The organism is Mesorhizobium sp. M0207 (assembly GCF_040321995.1).
Taxonomy (GTDB): domain Bacteria; phylum Pseudomonadota; class Alphaproteobacteria; order Rhizobiales; family Rhizobiaceae; genus Mesorhizobium.
Genome location: NZ_JAMYSQ010000038.1, coordinates 15,856 through 32,633, shown reverse-complemented (window position 1 = coordinate 32,633; position 16,778 = coordinate 15,856). Strand labels below are relative to the sequence as shown.

At 62.9% G+C, this 16,778-nt stretch carries 18 protein-coding genes and 1 pseudogene; 15 read left to right on the top strand and 4 right to left on the bottom strand.

Going from position 1 to position 16,778, the window contains the following annotated elements; all coding sequences use genetic code 11:
* Nucleotides 1–3: 3 nt before the first annotated feature.
* Nucleotides 4–897 (bottom strand): LysR family transcriptional regulator, encoded by an 894-nt coding sequence (locus NKJ15_RS30635; RefSeq protein ID WP_352819459.1) that lies wholly within the window; start codon nt 895–897, stop codon nt 4–6.
* A 151-nt stretch (nt 898–1,048) separates the two neighbouring features.
* On the opposite strand from NKJ15_RS30635, the gene NKJ15_RS30630 reads away from it, so the two are divergent.
* The 14 genes from NKJ15_RS30630 to NKJ15_RS30565 all read left to right on the top strand — a co-directional run bounded on the left by NKJ15_RS30630 (nt 1,049) and on the right by NKJ15_RS30565 (nt 14,216).
* The gene (locus NKJ15_RS30630) at nt 1,049–2,239 is read left to right on the top strand and encodes an MFS transporter (RefSeq protein WP_352819457.1); all 1,191 of its coding nucleotides are present in this window, start codon (nt 1,049–1,051) and stop codon (nt 2,237–2,239) included.
* Nucleotides 2,236–2,706 (top strand): cyclophilin-like fold protein, encoded by a 471-nt coding sequence (locus tag NKJ15_RS30625; protein ID WP_352819455.1) that lies wholly within the window; start codon nt 2,236–2,238, stop codon nt 2,704–2,706. Before NKJ15_RS30630 ends, NKJ15_RS30625 begins: the two co-directional genes overlap by 4 nt.
* Before the next feature lie 19 nt (nt 2,707–2,725).
* Nucleotides 2,726–3,121 (top strand): (R)-mandelonitrile lyase, encoded by a 396-nt coding sequence (locus NKJ15_RS30620; RefSeq protein ID WP_352819453.1) that lies wholly within the window; start codon nt 2,726–2,728, stop codon nt 3,119–3,121.
* Nucleotides 3,122–3,147: 26 nt separating this feature from the next.
* Entirely contained in the window at nt 3,148–4,164 is a 1,017-nt protein-coding gene (locus NKJ15_RS30615; protein WP_352819451.1) for a zinc-dependent alcohol dehydrogenase family protein, read from the top strand.
* Nucleotides 4,165–4,313: 149 nt separating this feature from the next.
* Nucleotides 4,314–4,652 carry a lipocalin-like domain-containing protein gene (locus tag NKJ15_RS30610; protein WP_352819449.1) on the top strand — a complete coding sequence of 113 codons (339 nt, stop codon included), beginning with the start codon at nt 4,314–4,316 and terminating at the stop codon, nt 4,650–4,652.
* Between the two features lie 31 nt (nt 4,653–4,683).
* Nucleotides 4,684–5,874: an arabinose transporter gene (locus tag NKJ15_RS30605; protein ID WP_352616220.1), complete on the top strand. Its 1,191-nt coding sequence runs from the start codon at nt 4,684–4,686 to the stop codon at nt 5,872–5,874.
* Between the two features lie 1,172 nt (nt 5,875–7,046).
* Nucleotides 7,047–7,658, top strand: a complete 612-nt coding sequence (locus NKJ15_RS30600) for a cupin domain-containing protein (protein ID WP_023679230.1) — start codon at nt 7,047–7,049, stop codon at nt 7,656–7,658.
* Between the two features lie 116 nt (nt 7,659–7,774).
* A complete protein-coding gene (locus NKJ15_RS30595) occupies nt 7,775–8,713 on the top strand; it encodes an ABC transporter substrate-binding protein (protein WP_352542622.1) in 939 nt (312 codons plus the stop codon).
* 74 nt (nt 8,714–8,787) lie between these two features.
* A complete protein-coding gene (locus NKJ15_RS30590; RefSeq protein WP_352775819.1) occupies nt 8,788–9,585 on the top strand; it encodes an ATP-binding cassette domain-containing protein in 798 nt (265 codons plus the stop codon).
* Nucleotides 9,582–10,586: an ABC transporter permease gene (locus NKJ15_RS30585; protein WP_352795809.1), complete on the top strand. Its 1,005-nt coding sequence runs from the start codon at nt 9,582–9,584 to the stop codon at nt 10,584–10,586. Before NKJ15_RS30590 ends, NKJ15_RS30585 begins: the two co-directional genes overlap by 4 nt.
* A gap of 4 nt (nt 10,587–10,590) precedes the next feature.
* Nucleotides 10,591–11,679, top strand: a complete 1,089-nt coding sequence (locus tag NKJ15_RS30580; protein ID WP_352819447.1) for a phosphotriesterase family protein — start codon at nt 10,591–10,593, stop codon at nt 11,677–11,679.
* Between the two features lie 27 nt (nt 11,680–11,706).
* The gene (locus tag NKJ15_RS30575; protein ID WP_352685652.1) at nt 11,707–12,477 is read left to right on the top strand and encodes a glutamine amidotransferase; all 771 of its coding nucleotides are present in this window, start codon (nt 11,707–11,709) and stop codon (nt 12,475–12,477) included.
* 3 nt (nt 12,478–12,480) lie between these two features.
* Nucleotides 12,481–13,389 carry a ribokinase gene (locus tag NKJ15_RS30570; RefSeq protein ID WP_352819445.1) on the top strand — a complete coding sequence of 303 codons (909 nt, stop codon included), beginning with the start codon at nt 12,481–12,483 and terminating at the stop codon, nt 13,387–13,389.
* Nucleotides 13,386–14,216: a BtpA/SgcQ family protein gene (locus NKJ15_RS30565; protein WP_352819443.1), complete on the top strand. Its 831-nt coding sequence runs from the start codon at nt 13,386–13,388 to the stop codon at nt 14,214–14,216. The genes NKJ15_RS30570 and NKJ15_RS30565 overlap by 4 nt, the downstream gene beginning before the upstream one ends.
* 37 nt (nt 14,217–14,253) lie before the next feature.
* Here the strand turns inward: NKJ15_RS30565 and NKJ15_RS30560 are convergent.
* A pseudogene (locus NKJ15_RS30560) lies at nt 14,254–14,639 on the bottom strand (type II toxin-antitoxin system VapC family toxin).
* Complete coding sequence (locus tag NKJ15_RS30555) at nt 14,636–14,881, bottom strand: type II toxin-antitoxin system Phd/YefM family antitoxin (RefSeq protein WP_352819441.1); 246 nt, start codon at nt 14,879–14,881, stop codon at nt 14,636–14,638. The pseudogene NKJ15_RS30560 and the gene NKJ15_RS30555 overlap by 4 nt, the downstream one beginning before the upstream one ends.
* 209 nt (nt 14,882–15,090) lie before the next feature.
* On the opposite strand from NKJ15_RS30555, the gene NKJ15_RS30550 reads away from it, so the two are divergent.
* Nucleotides 15,091–15,267: a hypothetical protein gene (locus NKJ15_RS30550; protein ID WP_352819439.1), complete on the top strand. Its 177-nt coding sequence runs from the start codon at nt 15,091–15,093 to the stop codon at nt 15,265–15,267.
* 2 nt (nt 15,268–15,269) lie between these two features.
* On the opposite strand, the gene NKJ15_RS30545 is transcribed toward NKJ15_RS30550, so the two are convergent.
* Nucleotides 15,270–15,557 carry a hypothetical protein gene (locus NKJ15_RS30545; protein WP_023679221.1) on the bottom strand — a complete coding sequence of 96 codons (288 nt, stop codon included), beginning with the start codon at nt 15,555–15,557 and terminating at the stop codon, nt 15,270–15,272.
* Between the last annotated feature and the right edge of the window lie 1,221 nt (nt 15,558–16,778).

Here is a 16,778-nt window from a genome sequence, read left to right as displayed (position 1 = left end):
CCGTCAGATGCGATGGCGGAGCGCCTCAACGATCACCGCCATCGCAGGCGAGAGCTGTCGCCTGCTCGGGTAGTAGAGGTGATAGCCCGCAAACGGCGGACTCCAGTCGTCAAGCACGAGCCTAAGGCATCCCTTGGCGATGTGCTGGCTGACGAGGTTTTCCGGGACATAGGCGATCCCGAAACCGCTTATTGCAGCCTCGATCATGGGAATGGACGAATTGAAGGTGAGTTGGCCCTCCACCCGCACGCGAAGGTCGCGGCCATCCCTGGCGAATTCCCAGGCATATAATCCGCCGAACGTCGCCTGCCGCATATTAATGCAGTCATGATCGACCAGATCCTGGGGTGCGGTCGGAACCGGATGGCGGGAAAAGTACTCCGGCGAAGCCACGGCGACGAGCCGCCAATCCGGCCCGATGCGCACTGCGATCATATCCCTGTCGATGCTCTCACCAAGCCGCACGCCTGCGTCGAAGCGCTCCTCCACAATGTTCTTCATGCCGTTGTCGCTGTAGAGCTCGACGCACACGTCAGGATAGTCGCCGAGCAAGGGCTGCAGCTTCGGCCAGACGGTCGTCTGGAGCGCATGGTCGGACAGCGTGAGACGGACCGTTCCGGAGGGTTTGTCGCGAAAGGCCACCAGGCTTGCGAGGTCGGCTTCGATTTCCTCGAAGCGGGGAACAAGAGATTGGAAAAGTCGCTCGCCGGCCTCGGTCGGTGCGACGCTCCGCGTCGTACGCGTCAGCAGGCGGACGCCAAGACGAGCTTCAAGCTCCTTGATTGTCGAACTCAGGGTCGACTGCGAGGTTCCGAGCTTGGCCGCCGCCTTGGTGAAGCTGCGCTCCCGCGCGACCGCCACGAACCAGAGCAGATCCTTCATGCCATCGCGCTGCATAGGGCACCTCCGATCGGACATTTATATCATGAGCAGATAAGTCCATGCGAATTACTTGGTCTAATAGAATGGGTTCCTCTGCAATATCTTCCGGCATGGCGACGGGGATGGGCGGCTGATCCGCCCCAGTCGCCTTGCAAGGATGCCAATTATGGAGACGACCTACGACACAAGGCTTGTCGAAGACCGCGCCGCATGGGGCGCGGTGTTGTCGATGGCGCTGTGTGTTTTCGTGCTCATCGCGTCGGAATTCATGCCGGTCAGCCTGCTGTCGCCGCTAGCGGCCGATCTCGGCATCACCGAGGGCCGCACGGGACAGGCGATCTCGATTTCGGGCGCTTTCGCCGTCGTGACCAGCCTGCTGGTCGCCGGCCTCACGCGCCGGATCGACCGCCGACTGGTCGTGACCGGCTTTACCCTTCTCCTGATCGTGTCCGGGCTGGCTGTCACCTTCGCGCCGAACTACGCGTTCCTCATGGTCGGCCGGGCGCTACTCGGCATTGCGATCGGCGGGTTCTGGTCGATGTCGACCGCGATCGTCATGCGCCTCGTGCCGCAAGACATGGTTCCGAAGGGTCTCGCCATGCTAAACGCTGGCAATGCCATTGCGGCCACGCTCGCCGCGCCGCTGGGCAGTTTTCTTGGCGCCTATGTCGGCTGGCGCGGCGCTTTCTTCCTCGTCGTGCCGTTTGGGCTCGTAGCGCTGGTCTGGCAGTGGATAAGCCTGCCGGCGCTGCCCCCGCGCCGGAGGAAGCGTCCAGGCAATCCGCTGGCGCTGCTCGGCCGTCTTCCTGTCGCCACCGGCATGGCGTCGATCATGATGCTGTTCATGGGCCAGTTCGCGCTCTTCACCTATCTGCGGCCCTTCCTCGAGAGCGTCACCCGGCTCGACATCGCCGAGCTTTCGGCGATCCTGCTGGCGATGGGGCTGGCCGGGGTGCTCGGCACCCTCTGCATAGGCCGGCTTTTGCGCACGCGCCTGTTTAGCGTCCTCATCGTCATCCCGCTGGTCATGGCCGCGCTGGCCGTAGCGCTCATCGCCTTCGGTACGATGCCAATTCCTGCAGCGCCGCTGCTCGTCGCCTGGGGCTTCTTCGGCACGGCCGCGCCCGTTGGCTGGGGCACCTGGCTCAGCCGCACGTTGCCGGACGACGCGGAGGCCGGCGGCGGGCTGCAGGTAGCCGTCATCCAGCTCGCCATTACAGGCGGCGCCGCGATCGGCGGCACGCTCTTCGATGCGGTCGGCTGGTGGGGAGCGTTCGCTCTAGGCGCGGTGCTGCTCTGCGGATCGGCGCTCGCCGCCTTTGCCGCATCGCATATGGCCCGGAGGTCTTTGCCATGACCATGGAGCGTGCGCCGCTCAGCCGCCGCACATTGCTCGGCGCCGCGCTCGCGGTGGCGGCCCTGCCTCGCGCAGCCGCCAGCCAAGAAGGCGAAGCCCCAGTCAGCCAGGAGCCCACTGACATGAAGATCAGGATGATTTTCAACGGCCGCACCATGACCGCCACGCTCTACGACAATCCGTCGGCGCGCGACTTCTTCTCCATGCTGCCGCTCGACCTCAAGATCGAGGACTACGCGCATAACGAGAAGATCGCCTATCTGCCGCGCAAGCTGACTGAGGAGGGAAGCGGTCCGTTCGCCAACGAGCAGCCTTATGACCTGTGCTATTTCATGCCTTGGGGCAACCTGGCCATGTTCTACGCCGACTACCGACATCCCGGGCTGATCAGGCTCGGCCGCTTCGACGAGGGCGAGCAGGCCCTGCACCTTCGCGGCGAGTTCCCGCTTCGCATCGAACGCATTTGAGGACACAAAGGAGATCACCATGGACATTCTTCGCGCAGGCACAAGGCCTTCCGCCAAGGGGCCGGCTGACTGGTTCACCGGAACGGTGCGGATCGATCCGCTCTTCAATCCCTTCGATGCCGGGCGGGTTCAAGGCGCACAGGTGACCTTCGAGCCCGGCGCCCGCACCGCCTGGCACACGCATCCGCTCGGCCAGACGCTGATCGTCGTCTCCGGCCTTGGTCGCGTGCAGCGCGAGGGTGGCCCGGTCGAGGAAATCCGTCCGGGCGACGTCGTCTGGTTCGCGCCCGGCGAAAAGCACTGGCACGGCGCGTCGCCTCAGACCGCCATGACCCACATCGCCCTTCAGGAGGTCAAGGACGGCAAGGTCGTGGACTGGCTGGAACATGTCAGCGACGCCGACTACGGCGCTTGATCTTCTCCACTCGAAAAGGAACCAAAATGCTCGCAACCCTTCTTTACAAACCGGGCGACATCCGCTGCGAGGAAATCGCCGATCCGAAAATCATGCGGCCAACGGACGCCATCATCAAGCTCTCGGCAAGCTGCATCTGCGGCTCGGATCTGTGGCCCTATCGCGGGCTGCAGCCGGTCGACGGCCCTATGCATATGGGCCACGAATATTGTGGCATCGTCGTCGAGGTCGGCGCAGAGGTGCGCACGGTCCGTCCCGGCCAGTTCGTCGTCGGCTCGTTCTGCCTCTCCGACAATACCTGCCCGCATTGCCGCTTCGGCTTCCAGTCGTGCTGTGTGCAGCGCGAGTTCATGTCGGGCGCGCAGGCGCCTTACGCCCGCGTGCCGTTGGCGGATGGCACACTGGTCGCCACCGCCGAGGTGCCGCCGGCCGAACTCATCCCTGACCTGCTGGCTGTGTCCGATGTGCTCGGCACCGGCTGGTATGCGGCCGACGCAGCCGAGGTCCGAGAAGGATCGACGGTGGTGGTGGTCGGCGACGGTGCGGTCGGCCTGATGGGCGTGCTTGCGGCCAAGGAGATGGGCGCCGAGCGCATCATCGCCATGAGCCGGCACGCCAGCCGCCAGAAACTCGCTCGCGAGTTCGGCGCCACCGACATCGTCGCCGAGCGCGGCGAGGAAGGTGTGGCCCGGATCAAAGAGCTCACCAAGGACGTCGGCGCGGACTCGGTGCTGGAATGCGTCGGCACGGCGGAATCCTTCGACCAGGCGCTGGCCTGCTCTCGCCCCGGCGGCACCATCGGCTATGTCGGCGTGCCGCACGGCGTGAGCTTCGACGGCCAAAAACTATTCTTCGGCCAGAAGCGCATGCTGGGCGGCCCCGCGCCGGTGCGCCGCTTCCTGCCCGACCTTATGGACCGTGTGCTCAAGGGCAGGATCAAGCCCGGCAAGGTCTTCGACCTCAAGCTGCCGTTGGTCGAGGTCGCTGAAGGCTACCGCGCCATGGACGAGCGGCGCGCCATCAAGGTCATGCTTTCGGTGTGAGCGAAGATTGGACGGACGGCCTGTCCGCACCCACAACAATCAGAAAAGGAACAACGCATATGACGATGAGATTGAAGATAGCCGCCCTTGCGCTTTCAGTTATCACGCCGGCTTTCTCGCAAGAGTCCCCGATCATTGGCGCATGGCGCATGAGGTCGCTCGAGGCCGGTGCCGATGGAAACCTCAAGCCCGTGCCATATTCCGGCCAGGTCATCTTCATCGAGGCCGGCACCCTCTCGGTGCAGGCCCAGAACCCCGACGCCAAGGCGCCGGACACGCCTTATACAGCGAATGGCTACGAAGCCTATTACGGCCCGGTCGCCATCGACGACCAGGACAAGACCTTCGTCATCACGATCGAGTCCTCCCTGGTCCGCAACCTTGTCGGTAAGAGCATGAAACGCAAATTCGAAGTCTTGGGCAACAAACTGGTCCTCACCCCGGACAATCCGGCCGAAGGCTGGCGCGTAACCTACGAACGTTACTGATCGGAACAGCCCGACTGTCAACCTGTCATCGATGGCCACAATGGCGCGGACTTCAGACCGAAATGGCGCGACAGCGGAACTGGCGCCAATCATGGCGGCTGTCTTCGCCGGCTTCCTCCTGATCGGCTTGGCGCTACCCGTCCTGCCGCTGCATCTTCACCAGCAGCTCGGCTTCGGCCCCTTCGCAGTCGGGCTGGTGACGGGCAGCCAGTTCGTCGCCTCGATGCTGTCGCGCATTGGGGCTGGAAACTATGCCGATGGGCGCGGCGGCAAGCGGGCCGTCGTCGTCGGCCTCATTGCCGCTGCCCTGGCGGGGTTCATTTACGTCGGCTCGCTGGCATTGCTCGACCGGCCCGTAGCGTCCGCATCGGCGCTCTTCGCCGGCCGGGCGGTACTGGGCGCGTCTGAGAGCTTCATCATCACCGGCGGCGTCGCCTGGGGCCTTTCCCTTGCGGGCGGACAGAACTCCGGAAAGGTCATAGCCTGGGTGGGCACGGCGATGTTCGCGGCGCTCGCGCTAGGCGCGCCGATCGGATCTGCGCTTTATGCGGCGAGCGGCTTCGCCGCGATCGCACTCGCGACGGTCGGCCTGCCGCTTGCGACGCTGCTTGCCATCCTGCCTATGCGTGGCACCAGCCTCGCCGCGAGCGCCGCGCGACAGTCATGGACGAGCGTGGCGCAAGCGGTCTGGCTTCCCGGCGTCGGAGCTGCTTTCAGCAGCCTTGGCTATGGCGCGATCCTGTCCTTTGGCGCGCTGCTCTTTGCCGAACGCGGCTGGCAGCCGGTCTGGCTTCCCTTCACCGCTTATGCCGCGTCGCTGATCGCGGCAAGGCTGTGCTTCGGCCACCTGCCTGACAGGTTGGGGGGCGCGCGCGTCGCTGTGATCTTCGTGGCGGTCGAGGCGGCAGGGCTGATGCTGACCTGGCTTGCGCCCGGGCCTGTTCTCGCCGCCATCGGAGCGGGCCTGACTGGCCTTGGCTACTCGCTGGTATATCCCGGTTTCGGTGCCGAGGCCGTAGGCCGTCTTCCGCAACGCAGCCGCGGCCTGGCCATGGGACTCTACACCGTCTTCCTCGACGTGGCGCTCGGCTTCGGCAGCCCGGCGCTCGGCTTGGTCGCCGCGTCGGCCGGCCTGCAATTCGTCTTCCTCGTCGTCGCGACGGCGACGCTTCCGGCGTTGGGCATCGCTCTGCTGCTGGGTCGCCGTAACGCTCCACTATAGCTAGTCTGTGCTCGAGATGTCGCACAACCACGATCGCTCCCGCTTTGGGCGACGTCTGCTTCCGGGCAATGACAAGACCGACGTCTACGGCCGACATTGGCGCAGAGCAAACGGTCGGGTTTCCAACGCGGAGCGACAAGAGCTGACCGTTGGTCGGCGCAAGTGTCGTCCTGACGTGACCCAATGCGGTCTTCCGTTGCGAGCGTCGGTTGCTGGAGCTGCGTTAAGTCGGTCGGAGGCCAATGGTATTTTCAATGGAACGCTAATATACATGGAAGCCCCAACGAGCAGCGCCTGCCAGATACTTGAGGAATGCCATGCGAAGGCTCATCTTCACGGCGATGTGTATCGCCGCCGCAACAGCCGCTAACGCCCATGATTGGTACGAAGACAAGATTGACCCCCAGACCAAATTCAAGTGCTGCGGCGGTTCAGATTGCCGCGCCATACCCCGGTCTTCGGTGCGGTCCAGGGTGGACGGCGGGTACACTTATTTGCCGCATAATTTCACCATCCCACGGGACCGGGTACAGGAATCCCCGGACGGGCAATACCATATCTGCGAAAATAAATATGTTGTAACCAACCAGCTGTATTGGCGTTGCTTCTTCGCACCTCGTGTCGATGTGTCTATACTTCTAAAGCATTAACCGCGCGTCACTTCCGCAACTTACATAAGCAAGGTGCTAGTCCATTAATTCTGTTGGACTTTCTTCAAAATTGCCGAAGCTTAAGCGGTGCGCGACTGCCCCAGGGATTTCATTGGATACATCGCGGCTATCGAGAGCCTACGCCCCTGGGCGTAACTCCATGGGGCGCTGCCGCGGGTGACTTCTGGGCGCGCTCCGCAATTCGGTGACAGATCGTGTCGGCGCGGCCGTGGTTGTGTAGATTGGCTGCGTGGCCCGCCTTGCCCGCATTGTCGTTCCAAGTCCACTCGCCACATAACGCAAACGCGGTAACGGCTGGCGATTTCGACCACGATGGACAGCCAAGCGATAGGGGATAACTGGCGCGGGATCATCAGCACGGTTCATGCGGGAGCGGCATTCGCCGGATGAGGCAGCTACGGCTGCAGTCTCGAATTTGACGCATCAGCACTTGCAAATCGTCAGCCGAGGTCTTTTGCTCGCGCGATAGTTGCCCTTGACCGTTGAATGGTTGGCGAACAGATGAACAAAATCGATCGACGGCGGCCAGAATCAGAAACGGACGCCACCGTAAATGCCGCAAGACTTGGAACTCGGCTGCGCCTCGCCCGCCAGACACGCGGCATGACGCTGAAGACGCTGGCCGCGGCTGCGAATTGCTCGGAAAGCCTGCTGTCCAAGATCGAGAACGGCAAGGCTTCGCCGTCCCTGCCCATGCTTCACCGCCTGGTCGAGGTTCTCGACACCAACATCGGCTGGATGTTCGAGCAAGTCGACGACGACGAGGCGATCGTATTCCGGGCGGGCGCAAGGCCTTTGATCGCGCTCGACGCGCTACGGCGTGGCGAAGGAATTTCGCTCGAACGCATCATCCCGTATTCGCCTGGCCACCTCTTACAATGCAACATCCATCACATCGAGGCAGAGGGCTCGAGCGAAGGTCCGATCCAGCATGCCGGCGAGGAAGTCGGCTACGTGCTCGCCGGGCGGATCGAACTGATCGTCGACGGCAAGAGCCATGCTCTCGCCACGGGTGATGCCTTCGTGTTCAGGTCGGAGCTGCCGCATCATTACCGCAATATCGGCGAGGAACGCGCTAGCATTTTCTGGGTCAACACGCCGGCGACTTTCTGAGCAACGCTGTGCGTTCATTTGGATTGACAAATATTCAAGTCTCTTGAATGCTTGCCTCGTGCCTGTAGCACCAACGGGACCAGCCGAGGTCTGGTCCGCAAGCAAGGGGAACCGAAATGCGTCTGTTCAAACTTCTCGCCGGCTGTGCCGCCGCCATTGCCATGGGCTCGGCAGCCATGGGATCGGCGCTTGCCGATACGTTCGCTCTCGTCAACATCAACCAGCAGGCCCTGTTCTTCAACCAGATCAACGAGGGCGCGCAAAAGGCTGCCGACGCCGCTGGCGCCAAGCTGGTCATTTTCAACGCCAACAATGTGCCGAGCGCGCAGAACGACGCGATCGAGAACTACATCACGCAGAAAGTCGACGGCATCATTCTGGTCGCCATCGACGTCAACGGCGTCAAGCCGGCGATCACTGCAGCCAAGGCGGCCGGCATTCCCGTCATAGCCATCGACGCGCAGATCCCCGACGGCGACAATATTTCGTTCATCGGCGTCGACAACACCAAAGCCGGCGAGGACATCGGCAAATTCTACGCCGACTATGTGAAGACCGATATGGCCGGCAAGGCCAAGATCGGCATCGTCGGCGCACTCAATTCATTCATCCAGAACCAGCGGCTCGACGGCTTCAAGAAGGCGGTGACCGAAAGCGGCCAGGGCGTCACCTTCCTCGACACAGTCGACGGCCAGAACGTTCAGGAGACCGCGTTGAGCGCTTCGGAAAACCTGATGACGGCCAATCCGGACATGAACTCGCTCTATGCGACCGGAGAGCCGGCCTTGCTCGGCGCCGTTTCGGCGGTGACCAGCCAGGGCCGCACCGGCGACGTCAAGGTGTTCGGCTGGGACCTGACCAAGCAGGCCGTTCAGGGCATCGATGACGGCTGGGTGGTGGCGGTCGTGCAGCAGGATCCGGCCGGCGAAGGCAAGGCCGCGGTCGAAGCGCTGGGCAAGATCAAGAAGGGCGAGAAAATCGACCCGATCATCAATATCCCGGTGACGATCGTGACCAAGAAGAATGTCGACCAATATCGCGCGATGTTCAAGTAAACTGCGTCGGCGACCGAGCCGCGGCGCCGCCCGAGGCTGCGCCGCGGATCCCTTGCAATCGCGTGGAATTCCAGATGAGCAGTGGCCAGACCTATCGGGTGCGGATGAGCGGCATCTCAAAGCGCTACAACGCCATCCAGACGCTCGATGACGTGTCGCTGACGCTGAAGCCGGGCGAGGTGCTGGGGCTGGTCGGCGACAATGGCGCCGGCAAGTCGACATTGAGCAAGGTGCTGTCGGGGGCAGTGGTTCCCGACGCCGGCACCATCGAGATCGACGGCAAGCCGATGATCTTCAGCTCCCCGGCGGACGCACGTGCGGCGCGCGTCGAGATGGTCTACCAGGACCTGTCGCTGTGCGACACGGTCGATGTTGCCGGCAATCTGTTTCTTGGCCGCGAGCCGCGCCGCCGCATCGCAGGCATTTCCTTTCTCGACAAGAAGCGCATGCATGACGAGACGCGCCAGATGCTCGATCGGCTCGGCATCGTCATTGCCGACACGCGGCTCAAGGTCGAAAACCTCTCCGGCGGGCAGCGCCAGTCGATCGCGATCGGCCGCGCCGCCTCGTTCGAGCCGGCCGTGCTGATCATGGACGAGCCGACGGCAGCGCTTGCCGTGGCCGAAGTCGAGGCGGTGCTCGAACTGATCCGCGCGGTCAGTGCGCGCGGTGTCAGCGTCATCCTGATCACCCACCGGCTGCAGGATCTGTTCCTCGTCTGCGATCGCATCCAGGTCATGTATGAAGGGCGCAATGTCGCCGAGCGGCTGATCGGCGAGACCAATATCGAAGACGTGGTCAATCTGATCGTCGGCCGCAAGTTCAGTGCGCGTTCCGCCACCAATGGCTATCGCGGTGGAGCGCCGGCATGAGCGACGCGATCCACACCGCCCAGCCCTCACGAGTACGCAAGGGCACCTGGCGCGATGCGCTGCTCGCCAATGGCAGCGTCGTCTCGATCGCGCTGTTCTTTCTGGTCGTCTGCATCATCTTCTCGGTTGCGACCGACGCGTTTCTGACATCGCCCAATCTGTTGAACATCCTGCGGCAGTCGGCGCCGCTGCTGATCGTCGCCGCGGCAATGACTTTCGTCATCACCACTGGCGGCATCGATCTTTCGGTCGGCTCCGTGCTGGCGCTGGTGGCGACGCTGTCGGCGACGCTTTTGCAGTTTGGCCTGCCGTGGCCAGTCGTTATCCTCGCCATGTTGGCGCTCGGTGCCCTGCTTGGGGCGGTGCAGGGCTATTTCATTGCCTATGAGGGCATCCCGTCCTTCATCGTCACGCTTGCCGGGCTTTCGGTGATCCGTGGCGTGGCGCTGCTGATCACCGGCGGCTATTCCATCCCGATCGAGCCCGGAAGCGCTTTCACCGTGCTGGGCCGCGCCTGGTTTCTTGGCGTGCCGGTGCCGGCGCTGATCGCGCTGGCGATCCTGGCCATCGCCTATCTCGCCTTCAACGAGACGCCATTCGGCCGCTATGTCACCGGCATCGGCGCCAATGCCGAGGCGGTGCGGCGCGCCGGCGTCAACACGCGGCAGACGACGCTCTTCGTCTATGTGATTTCCGCCACCGCGGCAGCCCTTGCCGGGATCATCATTGCTGCCCGGCTTGGATCGGGATCTTCGAATGCCGGCCAGGGTTTCGAGCTGGAAGTCATCGCCGCCGTCGTGCTCGGCGGCACCAGCCTGTTCGGCGGCCGCGGAACGATCATCGGCACGGTGCTCGGCGCGCTGACCGTGGCCGTCATCGGCAACGGCCTGATCCTGGCGCATCTGTCGCCTTTCCTGACGCCGATAGTCACCGGAACGATCATCCTGATCGCCATCTGGCTGAACTTCCGCCTGTTTCGCGGCGCCGTGCGGAGCCGTTGAGCCGATGAGCGGTCTGTTCGATGACGCAGTGCCGGGCCAGCGGCTGGCGATCGGGGTCGAAACAGGCCATGTGATGACCGTGCTCGGCCCAGTTCCGGTCGACGACATGGGCATCACGCTGATGCACGAGCACATCTTGCTCGATGGCGCGCGCAGCTGGAAATGCCCCTGCCATCCCGACGACATGGCGATCGCCGAGCAGCCGGTGAACATCGAGATCATCGGCGAGTTGCGCATGAACCCTTACGTCAACCGCGACAACGTCTCGCTCGACGACGCCGACCTGGCGCTGTCTGAGCTGCAGCGCTATCGCGCGCTGGGCGGCCACACCGTCGTCGATGCCACCAATATCGGCATCGGCCGCGCCCCCGAAAAGCTCGCTCGCATCAGCCGCATGTCCGGCCTGAAGATCGTCATGGGCACCGGCTTCTATCTCGAGCACACCCATCCCGAATGGCTGAAGGCGATGGATGTGGATGCCGTGACCGAGTTCATCGTCAACGATGTCGGCGGCGGCGAGACGCAGCCGCCGATCATGGCCGGGCTGATCGGCGAGGTCGGCGTCAGCAAGGATTTCACCGCCGAGGAACGAAAGTCGCTGCGAGCTTCGGCGCGCGCCTCGCGCATAACCGGCGTGCCGCTGTCGATCCATCTGCCTGGCTGGGAGCGGCTCGCGCACGACGTGCTCGATGTCGTCGAGGCCGAGGGCGCCGATCTTCGCCACACCGTGCTCTGCCACATGAACCCGAGCCACGACGATCCCGACTACCAGAAAAGCCTCGCCCGGCGCGGCGCGTTCCTCGAATACGACATGATCGGCATGGACTATTATTATGCCGACCAGGACGCGCAATCGCCCTCCGACGAAGAGAACGCACGCGCCATCGCCGCCCTTGTCGAGGCGGGCTTCGGCGACCGCCTGCTGTTGTCGCAGGATGTGTTCCTCAAGATCATGCTGACGCGCTTCGGTGGCTTCGGCTATGGCTATATCCTGAAGCATTTCATACCGCGCCTGAAACGCCATGGCGTCGAGCAGCCGGCCATCGACCGCATGCTGATCGCCAATCCGAAAAGCGTATTCGCGCGGCTCTAAGCGGCCTGGAATTACACTGGAGTTCAAATGTCCAAGAAGAAGATCCTGCTTGCCGGCGAATCCTGGGTGTCGACCGCGACCCATATCAAGGGTTTCGACCAGTTTCCGACCGTTACCTACCACACCGGCGCAGACGAGTTGCTGGGCGCGCTGAAGGCGACCGACTTCGACGTCACGTTCATGCCGGCGCATGAGGCGCAGCGCGGCTTTCCACAGACCATGGAGGCGCTGTCGGCCTATGACGCGGTCGTGCTCTCCGACATCGGCGCCAACACGCTGCTGCTGCATCCCGACACCTGGGTCCACTCCAAGCCGACGCCGAACCGCCTGCGCCTGCTCCGCGATTACGTCAGCGGCGGCGGCGGTCTATTGATGTTCGGCGGTTACTACAGCTTCCAGGGCATCAATGGCGGCGCGCGCTACCGCAAGACCCCGGTCGAGGACGTGCTGCCGGTGAATTGCCTGGCCTACGACGACCGCGTCGAGGTTCCCGAAGGTTTTGCGCCCGTGCCAAAACCAGGGTCGAGCCATCCCATCCTCAGGGGCCTCGGCTCGGACTGGCCGATCCTGCTCGGTTTTAACGAGGTGACGCTGAAGGACGGGGCCGAGGTCCTGGCCAGTGTGTCGTCGGATTATGGCTCGCTGCCGCTGCTTGTCACCGGCCGTTACGGCAAGGGCCGCACCGTAGCCTGGACATCCGATGTCGGGCCGCATTGGCTTCCGCCGCAATTCATCGCCTGGCCAGGCTACAAGACCCTGTTCGAACAGATGCTTGGCTGGGCGACCGGTGAGAGCTGAGCCATGCATGTCCACGTCGTCGGCAATGCCTGCGTCGATACCGTGTTTCGCGTCGGCCGCTTCCCTGCCGCGGGCGAGACTTTGAATGCCGTGAGCTATGCCGACGGGCTCGGCGGCAAGGGCGCCAACCAGGCGGTCGCAGCAGCACGGACTGGTGCAGAAGTGACGTTCTGGACGGCGCTCGGCAAGGACCCCGCTGGCGCGTGGATCAGGAGCCGCCTCGACGGCGAGCTGTCAGACCTTGAGGTGATCGAATTCGAGCTGCCGAGCGACCGCTCGACCATCGTCGTCGATAAAGGCGGAGAGAATTTCATTGTCAGCGGCGTCGCCTGCAGCGAGGCATTCGATCCGGTGACGCAAACAGCATTTGTCCGCTGGATCGCCCCCGGCGACATCCTCGTCTGCCAGGGAAATTTGCGGACTGCCGTGACCAATGCCTGCCTCAGAGCAGCAAAGGAAAACGGTGCGCGCACCGTTCTCAACGCCAGCCCGATCGACACGGCCTCGCTGCCCGATCTCGGCCTGGCGGAGGTTCTGGTGGTCAACCAATCCGAAGCGCAAATCTTGACCGGCCGGGATGACATGACAGCAGCCGCTGGCGCGCTGGTGGCCAAAGGCGCAGGCACCGTCGTCATCACCCTCGGCGCCGCAGGCTGTCTCCTGCTTGGCCCGGGCCATGAAGAGCCGCTTCGTTTGCCGGCGCCGCGAGTCGAAGCGCTCGACACCAGCGGCGCGGGCGATGTGTTCTGCGGCTGTCTGGCCGGTGGGCTTGCCCGGGGCATGCCGGTCATCTCGGCGCTGAAGCTGGCGCTCGCCGCCGCCGCAATCGCCGTGACACGGCCGGGCACGCTGGCATCCTGTCCTTCCGCCTCCGAGATGGCGGCGCTCATCGATCAAATGGAGCTCTCATGACCCAGCTCGGCCAATCCGGCGGCGACGCGCTCGTGGACCTTTTCGGCCGCACAAAGGTGGTGATCGGCGTCGTTCATCTGGCGCCGCTGCCCGGCGCTCCGCGCTATGACGGCGAGGCTATCGAGGCGATCTACCAGCGCGGGCTTGACGACGCCAAGGCCTATCTCGACGGCGGCTGCGACGGCGTCATCGTCGAGAACCATGGCGACATCCCGTTCGCCAGGCCTGATGATATCGGCCCGGAGACGGCGGCCTACATGGCGGTGGTTTCCGACCGCATCCGCCGCGAACTCGGCAGGCCGATCGGCATCAATGTGCTGGCCAATGCCGCGATCCCGGCCCTGGCGATCGCCAGCGCAGCCGGCGCCGGCTTCGTCCGAGTCAATCAATGGGCAAATGCCTACGTCGCCAATGAGGGCTTTGTCGAAGGCGAATCGGGCCGCGCGGCACGCTACCGCGCCAGGCTGCGCGCCAACGGCATTCGCATTTTCGCCGATGCGCATGTCAAGCACGGCGCACACGCCATCGTCGCCGACCGCCCGGTGGAGGAACTGGTCAAGGACCTGGTCTTCTTCGACGCCGACGCCATCATCGCCACTGGCCAGCGCACCGGCCACGCCGCGGATTTGGGCTACATAAGCATGATCAAGCAGGCCGCCGGCCTGCCGACGCTCGTCGGCAGCGGTGTCACGCCGGACAATGCCAAGGATATCCTCGCCATTGTCGACGGGGTCATCATCGCCAGCGCGCTGAAGCACGACGGCGTCTGGTGGAACCAAGTCGACTCTGCTCGAGTAAAGGCGTTCATGGGTGGTCTGAAGCGATAGCTGGACTACCCTACCAAGGGCTTGGGGCCCAGCTTGATCAGAGACGACGGACGGGCCCAGGATACTGCGCGACCAGATCGTCGACGGTCAGCAAAGTAATGCCTTCCACAATCGATTGAGCAATCAGGATCCGATCGAAGGGTCCTTGTGGATGGGTGGAAGCCCATCCACCGCAATGGCATACTCGCCGGTGATTGGCAGCTCATGATAGACATTGTCTATCAGGCCCCGACGTAAAAGACGCGCATCGACCCTGAAGTCGGGGCGCCCCAGACCGCGTTTAAAGGCAATCTCCCAGAGACTTGCGGCGCTGAACGTCAAGTGGTTGTCGGCATTCTCGATCTCAGCGAGGCCGGCACGCGGAAGCTTTTCGGGTTCGCCCGCCGCCCAGAGCAGAAGATGGGTCTCGAGAAGAAGTTTCATGCATGGCCGCCAAACAGCTTCTCGATTTCGTCATCGGCCATGCGATCAAAATCGTCCGGAACTGAAAACCGCCCGGCCATAAACCCCACCCGACGCATTTCGCCGGCCGCAGGTGCGTCTATGGCAACGACCTTGACCATCGGCTTGCCGGATTTGGCGATAATGAAGGATTCGCCTTTGGCCGCCCTGTCGACAAGACGAGACAGATGCGTCTTGGCCTCGTGGATATTGACGGTGCGCATTGCGGGCCTCATGACTTAGTCCATGCAACTTAGTCTACATGGGGCCCCGATTTTTTTAAGCGTGTTTCAGTCAGTGAAGGTGAAGGATGCCGGATGCGGCCGATCCTTTCGGATCGGCCGCATGGCACGACTTCAACAAAGACGCGTAATCGATTGTCTGAACTGCATGTTTGTTGGGACTGCGTCACACCTGATGTTGGCCGAACCTGTTGGTCCGGCATGCGACGTCGGAGTTCACAGGAGCGATTTTTGCCGAGCAGATGCTCTGCGTTGCGCTAGGGGCCGAAAGCGAAACGTCCGCTTTTAGGGCGCTGCGCCACGGCGGCGACGAGCCCGACACTGTACCGAAGGCGATCGACGCGACGGGCGCCAAGGGCCTTACCTGACTCTATGTTCCCTTCACGATTCTCGGTTTAGTCGGTCGGCGGGATTGAGCCGCGCTCTCGAGGGCCAGGGCCAACCGCTTCTCGTCTTCGATGGCGCGATCGACTGCCTCAATTTCCTCTTGGAGCACCTTCAGCTCGGCTCCGTAGCTGGAGCCGTCGCTGTCCCCGATCTGAAAGCCACTTGCCCGCATTGCGTCGCGAGTATGGTGCACGTTACGGACTCCTTCGCGCCGCGTCGCGACCAAGATTTCCCTAAACTCTCCAAGACGTTCAACGTGATTGCGAGCCATTGCGTTCTCCTATTTCGTCGTCATCGTCGCCGACGGCGATTCAGAACGGCTAAAACCTACGGAGATACTCTCGACAAAGCATGAGTGCGGAAGCTCAAATTTGAATGTCTTGCAATAGCGTGAAGCGCAGCAGGTGGAAATTGGCTTCGACCCGATCGATCTCAGACCAAATGCAGACACTTTCGGCCGAGCGCGTCTGCGGCTCCCCCAACGGGGCCATCCGCTCATGTAATCAGTAAAATTCGAGTGCGAGAATGGCCCGGGCCATGGACGTCCCGCCATTTCTGGTCGAGTTTGACCTGCGGCCGAGGCAGGGCAGGCTTCGGCGCGTTGGTTGTGTAAAGCATCTCAAGCAACCGCTCTCCGTCGATCAGCTCCAGATGCAGCCTTGAGTTCGTCTCTCGGGCCTTCCTCGGTAGCGCTCGCTCTACTTTCGAGAACGAGAGGCGGTGGTGACAAATATCCCCTGCCCGGCACTCGCGAAGACCTTGCTCCTACGAAGTTTCGCACCGCTTTGACGGATTCCGCATCGGTCGTGATGTTGCACTGCCCTCTGGATGACGCGGTTGTCACGCAAAGGCAGGAAACGGCGTAACGAAAGCGAACGCGAAATTTCAAACTGAGACACACAACCGGGATAGAACCGGGTAGACAGCATGCCGAAACGGAACGCAAGAACGGGTGCATAAGATGACGCCTCAGCACCTTTTTGTTAGCTAATGCTAATAAAGGCGTGTAATTGCTTCAACATGTGGCCGAAGCGGCAATCGGAAAAGGGAATGCCGCGGCGCCAAGCCCTGCCGCGGTCGTCCTTGCGGCCCTTTCGTCGTCAGGATTCTTGGTTCCCTCGAGCGCACATGATGCCCCGTCCGGATGGAGCTATCCGCCGGCCTGCTGTCACGGCGACGCCGAACATGGCGAGTGTCAGCGAATCCCAAACGGCGCGGTTCATGTTCGTCTCGGTGGCTGGGTTGTGATCCTGAGGGCCGGGGATCATCGGAAGATCACGCGGCAACAGCGATATTTCATCCCATATGGTGATGAGATTCCGTCGCAGGACGGCGACTATCATATATGCCTCCATCCGACCCAAGAGCATGAGAACTGTTTTCTTGTCCCGCCGGACTCGATATGATCCGGGAGCCAGCGCGAGCTGCGGCTGAGATGCGGATAGCGCCGCGCCCCAGTGCCGCCCGACGGCTTCGATGATGCGTGTAAGCG

Bases quoted from the DNA above. Each gene is read 5' to 3' on its own strand.
- NKJ15_RS30635 (WP_352819459.1), bottom strand. From the start codon at position 897: ATGCAGCGCGATGGCATGAAGGATCTGCTCTGGTTCGTGGCGGTCGCG.
- NKJ15_RS30630 (WP_352819457.1), top strand. From the start codon at position 1,049: ATGGAGACGACCTACGACACAAGGCTTGTCGAAGACCGCGCCGCATGG.
- NKJ15_RS30625 (WP_352819455.1), top strand. From the start codon at position 2,236: ATGACCATGGAGCGTGCGCCGCTCAGCCGCCGCACATTGCTCGGCGCC.
- NKJ15_RS30620 (WP_352819453.1), top strand. From the start codon at position 2,726: ATGGACATTCTTCGCGCAGGCACAAGGCCTTCCGCCAAGGGGCCGGCT.
- NKJ15_RS30615 (WP_352819451.1), top strand. From the start codon at position 3,148: ATGCTCGCAACCCTTCTTTACAAACCGGGCGACATCCGCTGCGAGGAA.
- NKJ15_RS30610 (WP_352819449.1), top strand. From the start codon at position 4,314: ATGAGGTCGCTCGAGGCCGGTGCCGATGGAAACCTCAAGCCCGTGCCA.
- NKJ15_RS30605 (WP_352616220.1), top strand. From the start codon at position 4,684: ATGGCCACAATGGCGCGGACTTCAGACCGAAATGGCGCGACAGCGGAA.
- NKJ15_RS30600 (WP_023679230.1), top strand. From the start codon at position 7,047: ATGAACAAAATCGATCGACGGCGGCCAGAATCAGAAACGGACGCCACC.
- NKJ15_RS30595 (WP_352542622.1), top strand. From the start codon at position 7,775: ATGCGTCTGTTCAAACTTCTCGCCGGCTGTGCCGCCGCCATTGCCATG.
- NKJ15_RS30590 (WP_352775819.1), top strand. From the start codon at position 8,788: ATGAGCAGTGGCCAGACCTATCGGGTGCGGATGAGCGGCATCTCAAAG.
- NKJ15_RS30585 (WP_352795809.1), top strand. From the start codon at position 9,582: ATGAGCGACGCGATCCACACCGCCCAGCCCTCACGAGTACGCAAGGGC.
- NKJ15_RS30580 (WP_352819447.1), top strand. From the start codon at position 10,591: ATGAGCGGTCTGTTCGATGACGCAGTGCCGGGCCAGCGGCTGGCGATC.
- NKJ15_RS30575 (WP_352685652.1), top strand. From the start codon at position 11,707: ATGTCCAAGAAGAAGATCCTGCTTGCCGGCGAATCCTGGGTGTCGACC.
- NKJ15_RS30570 (WP_352819445.1), top strand. From the start codon at position 12,481: ATGCATGTCCACGTCGTCGGCAATGCCTGCGTCGATACCGTGTTTCGC.
- NKJ15_RS30565 (WP_352819443.1), top strand. From the start codon at position 13,386: ATGACCCAGCTCGGCCAATCCGGCGGCGACGCGCTCGTGGACCTTTTC.
- NKJ15_RS30555 (WP_352819441.1), bottom strand. From the start codon at position 14,881: ATGCGCACCGTCAATATCCACGAGGCCAAGACGCATCTGTCTCGTCTT.
- NKJ15_RS30545 (WP_023679221.1), bottom strand. From the start codon at position 15,557: ATGGCTCGCAATCACGTTGAACGTCTTGGAGAGTTTAGGGAAATCTTG.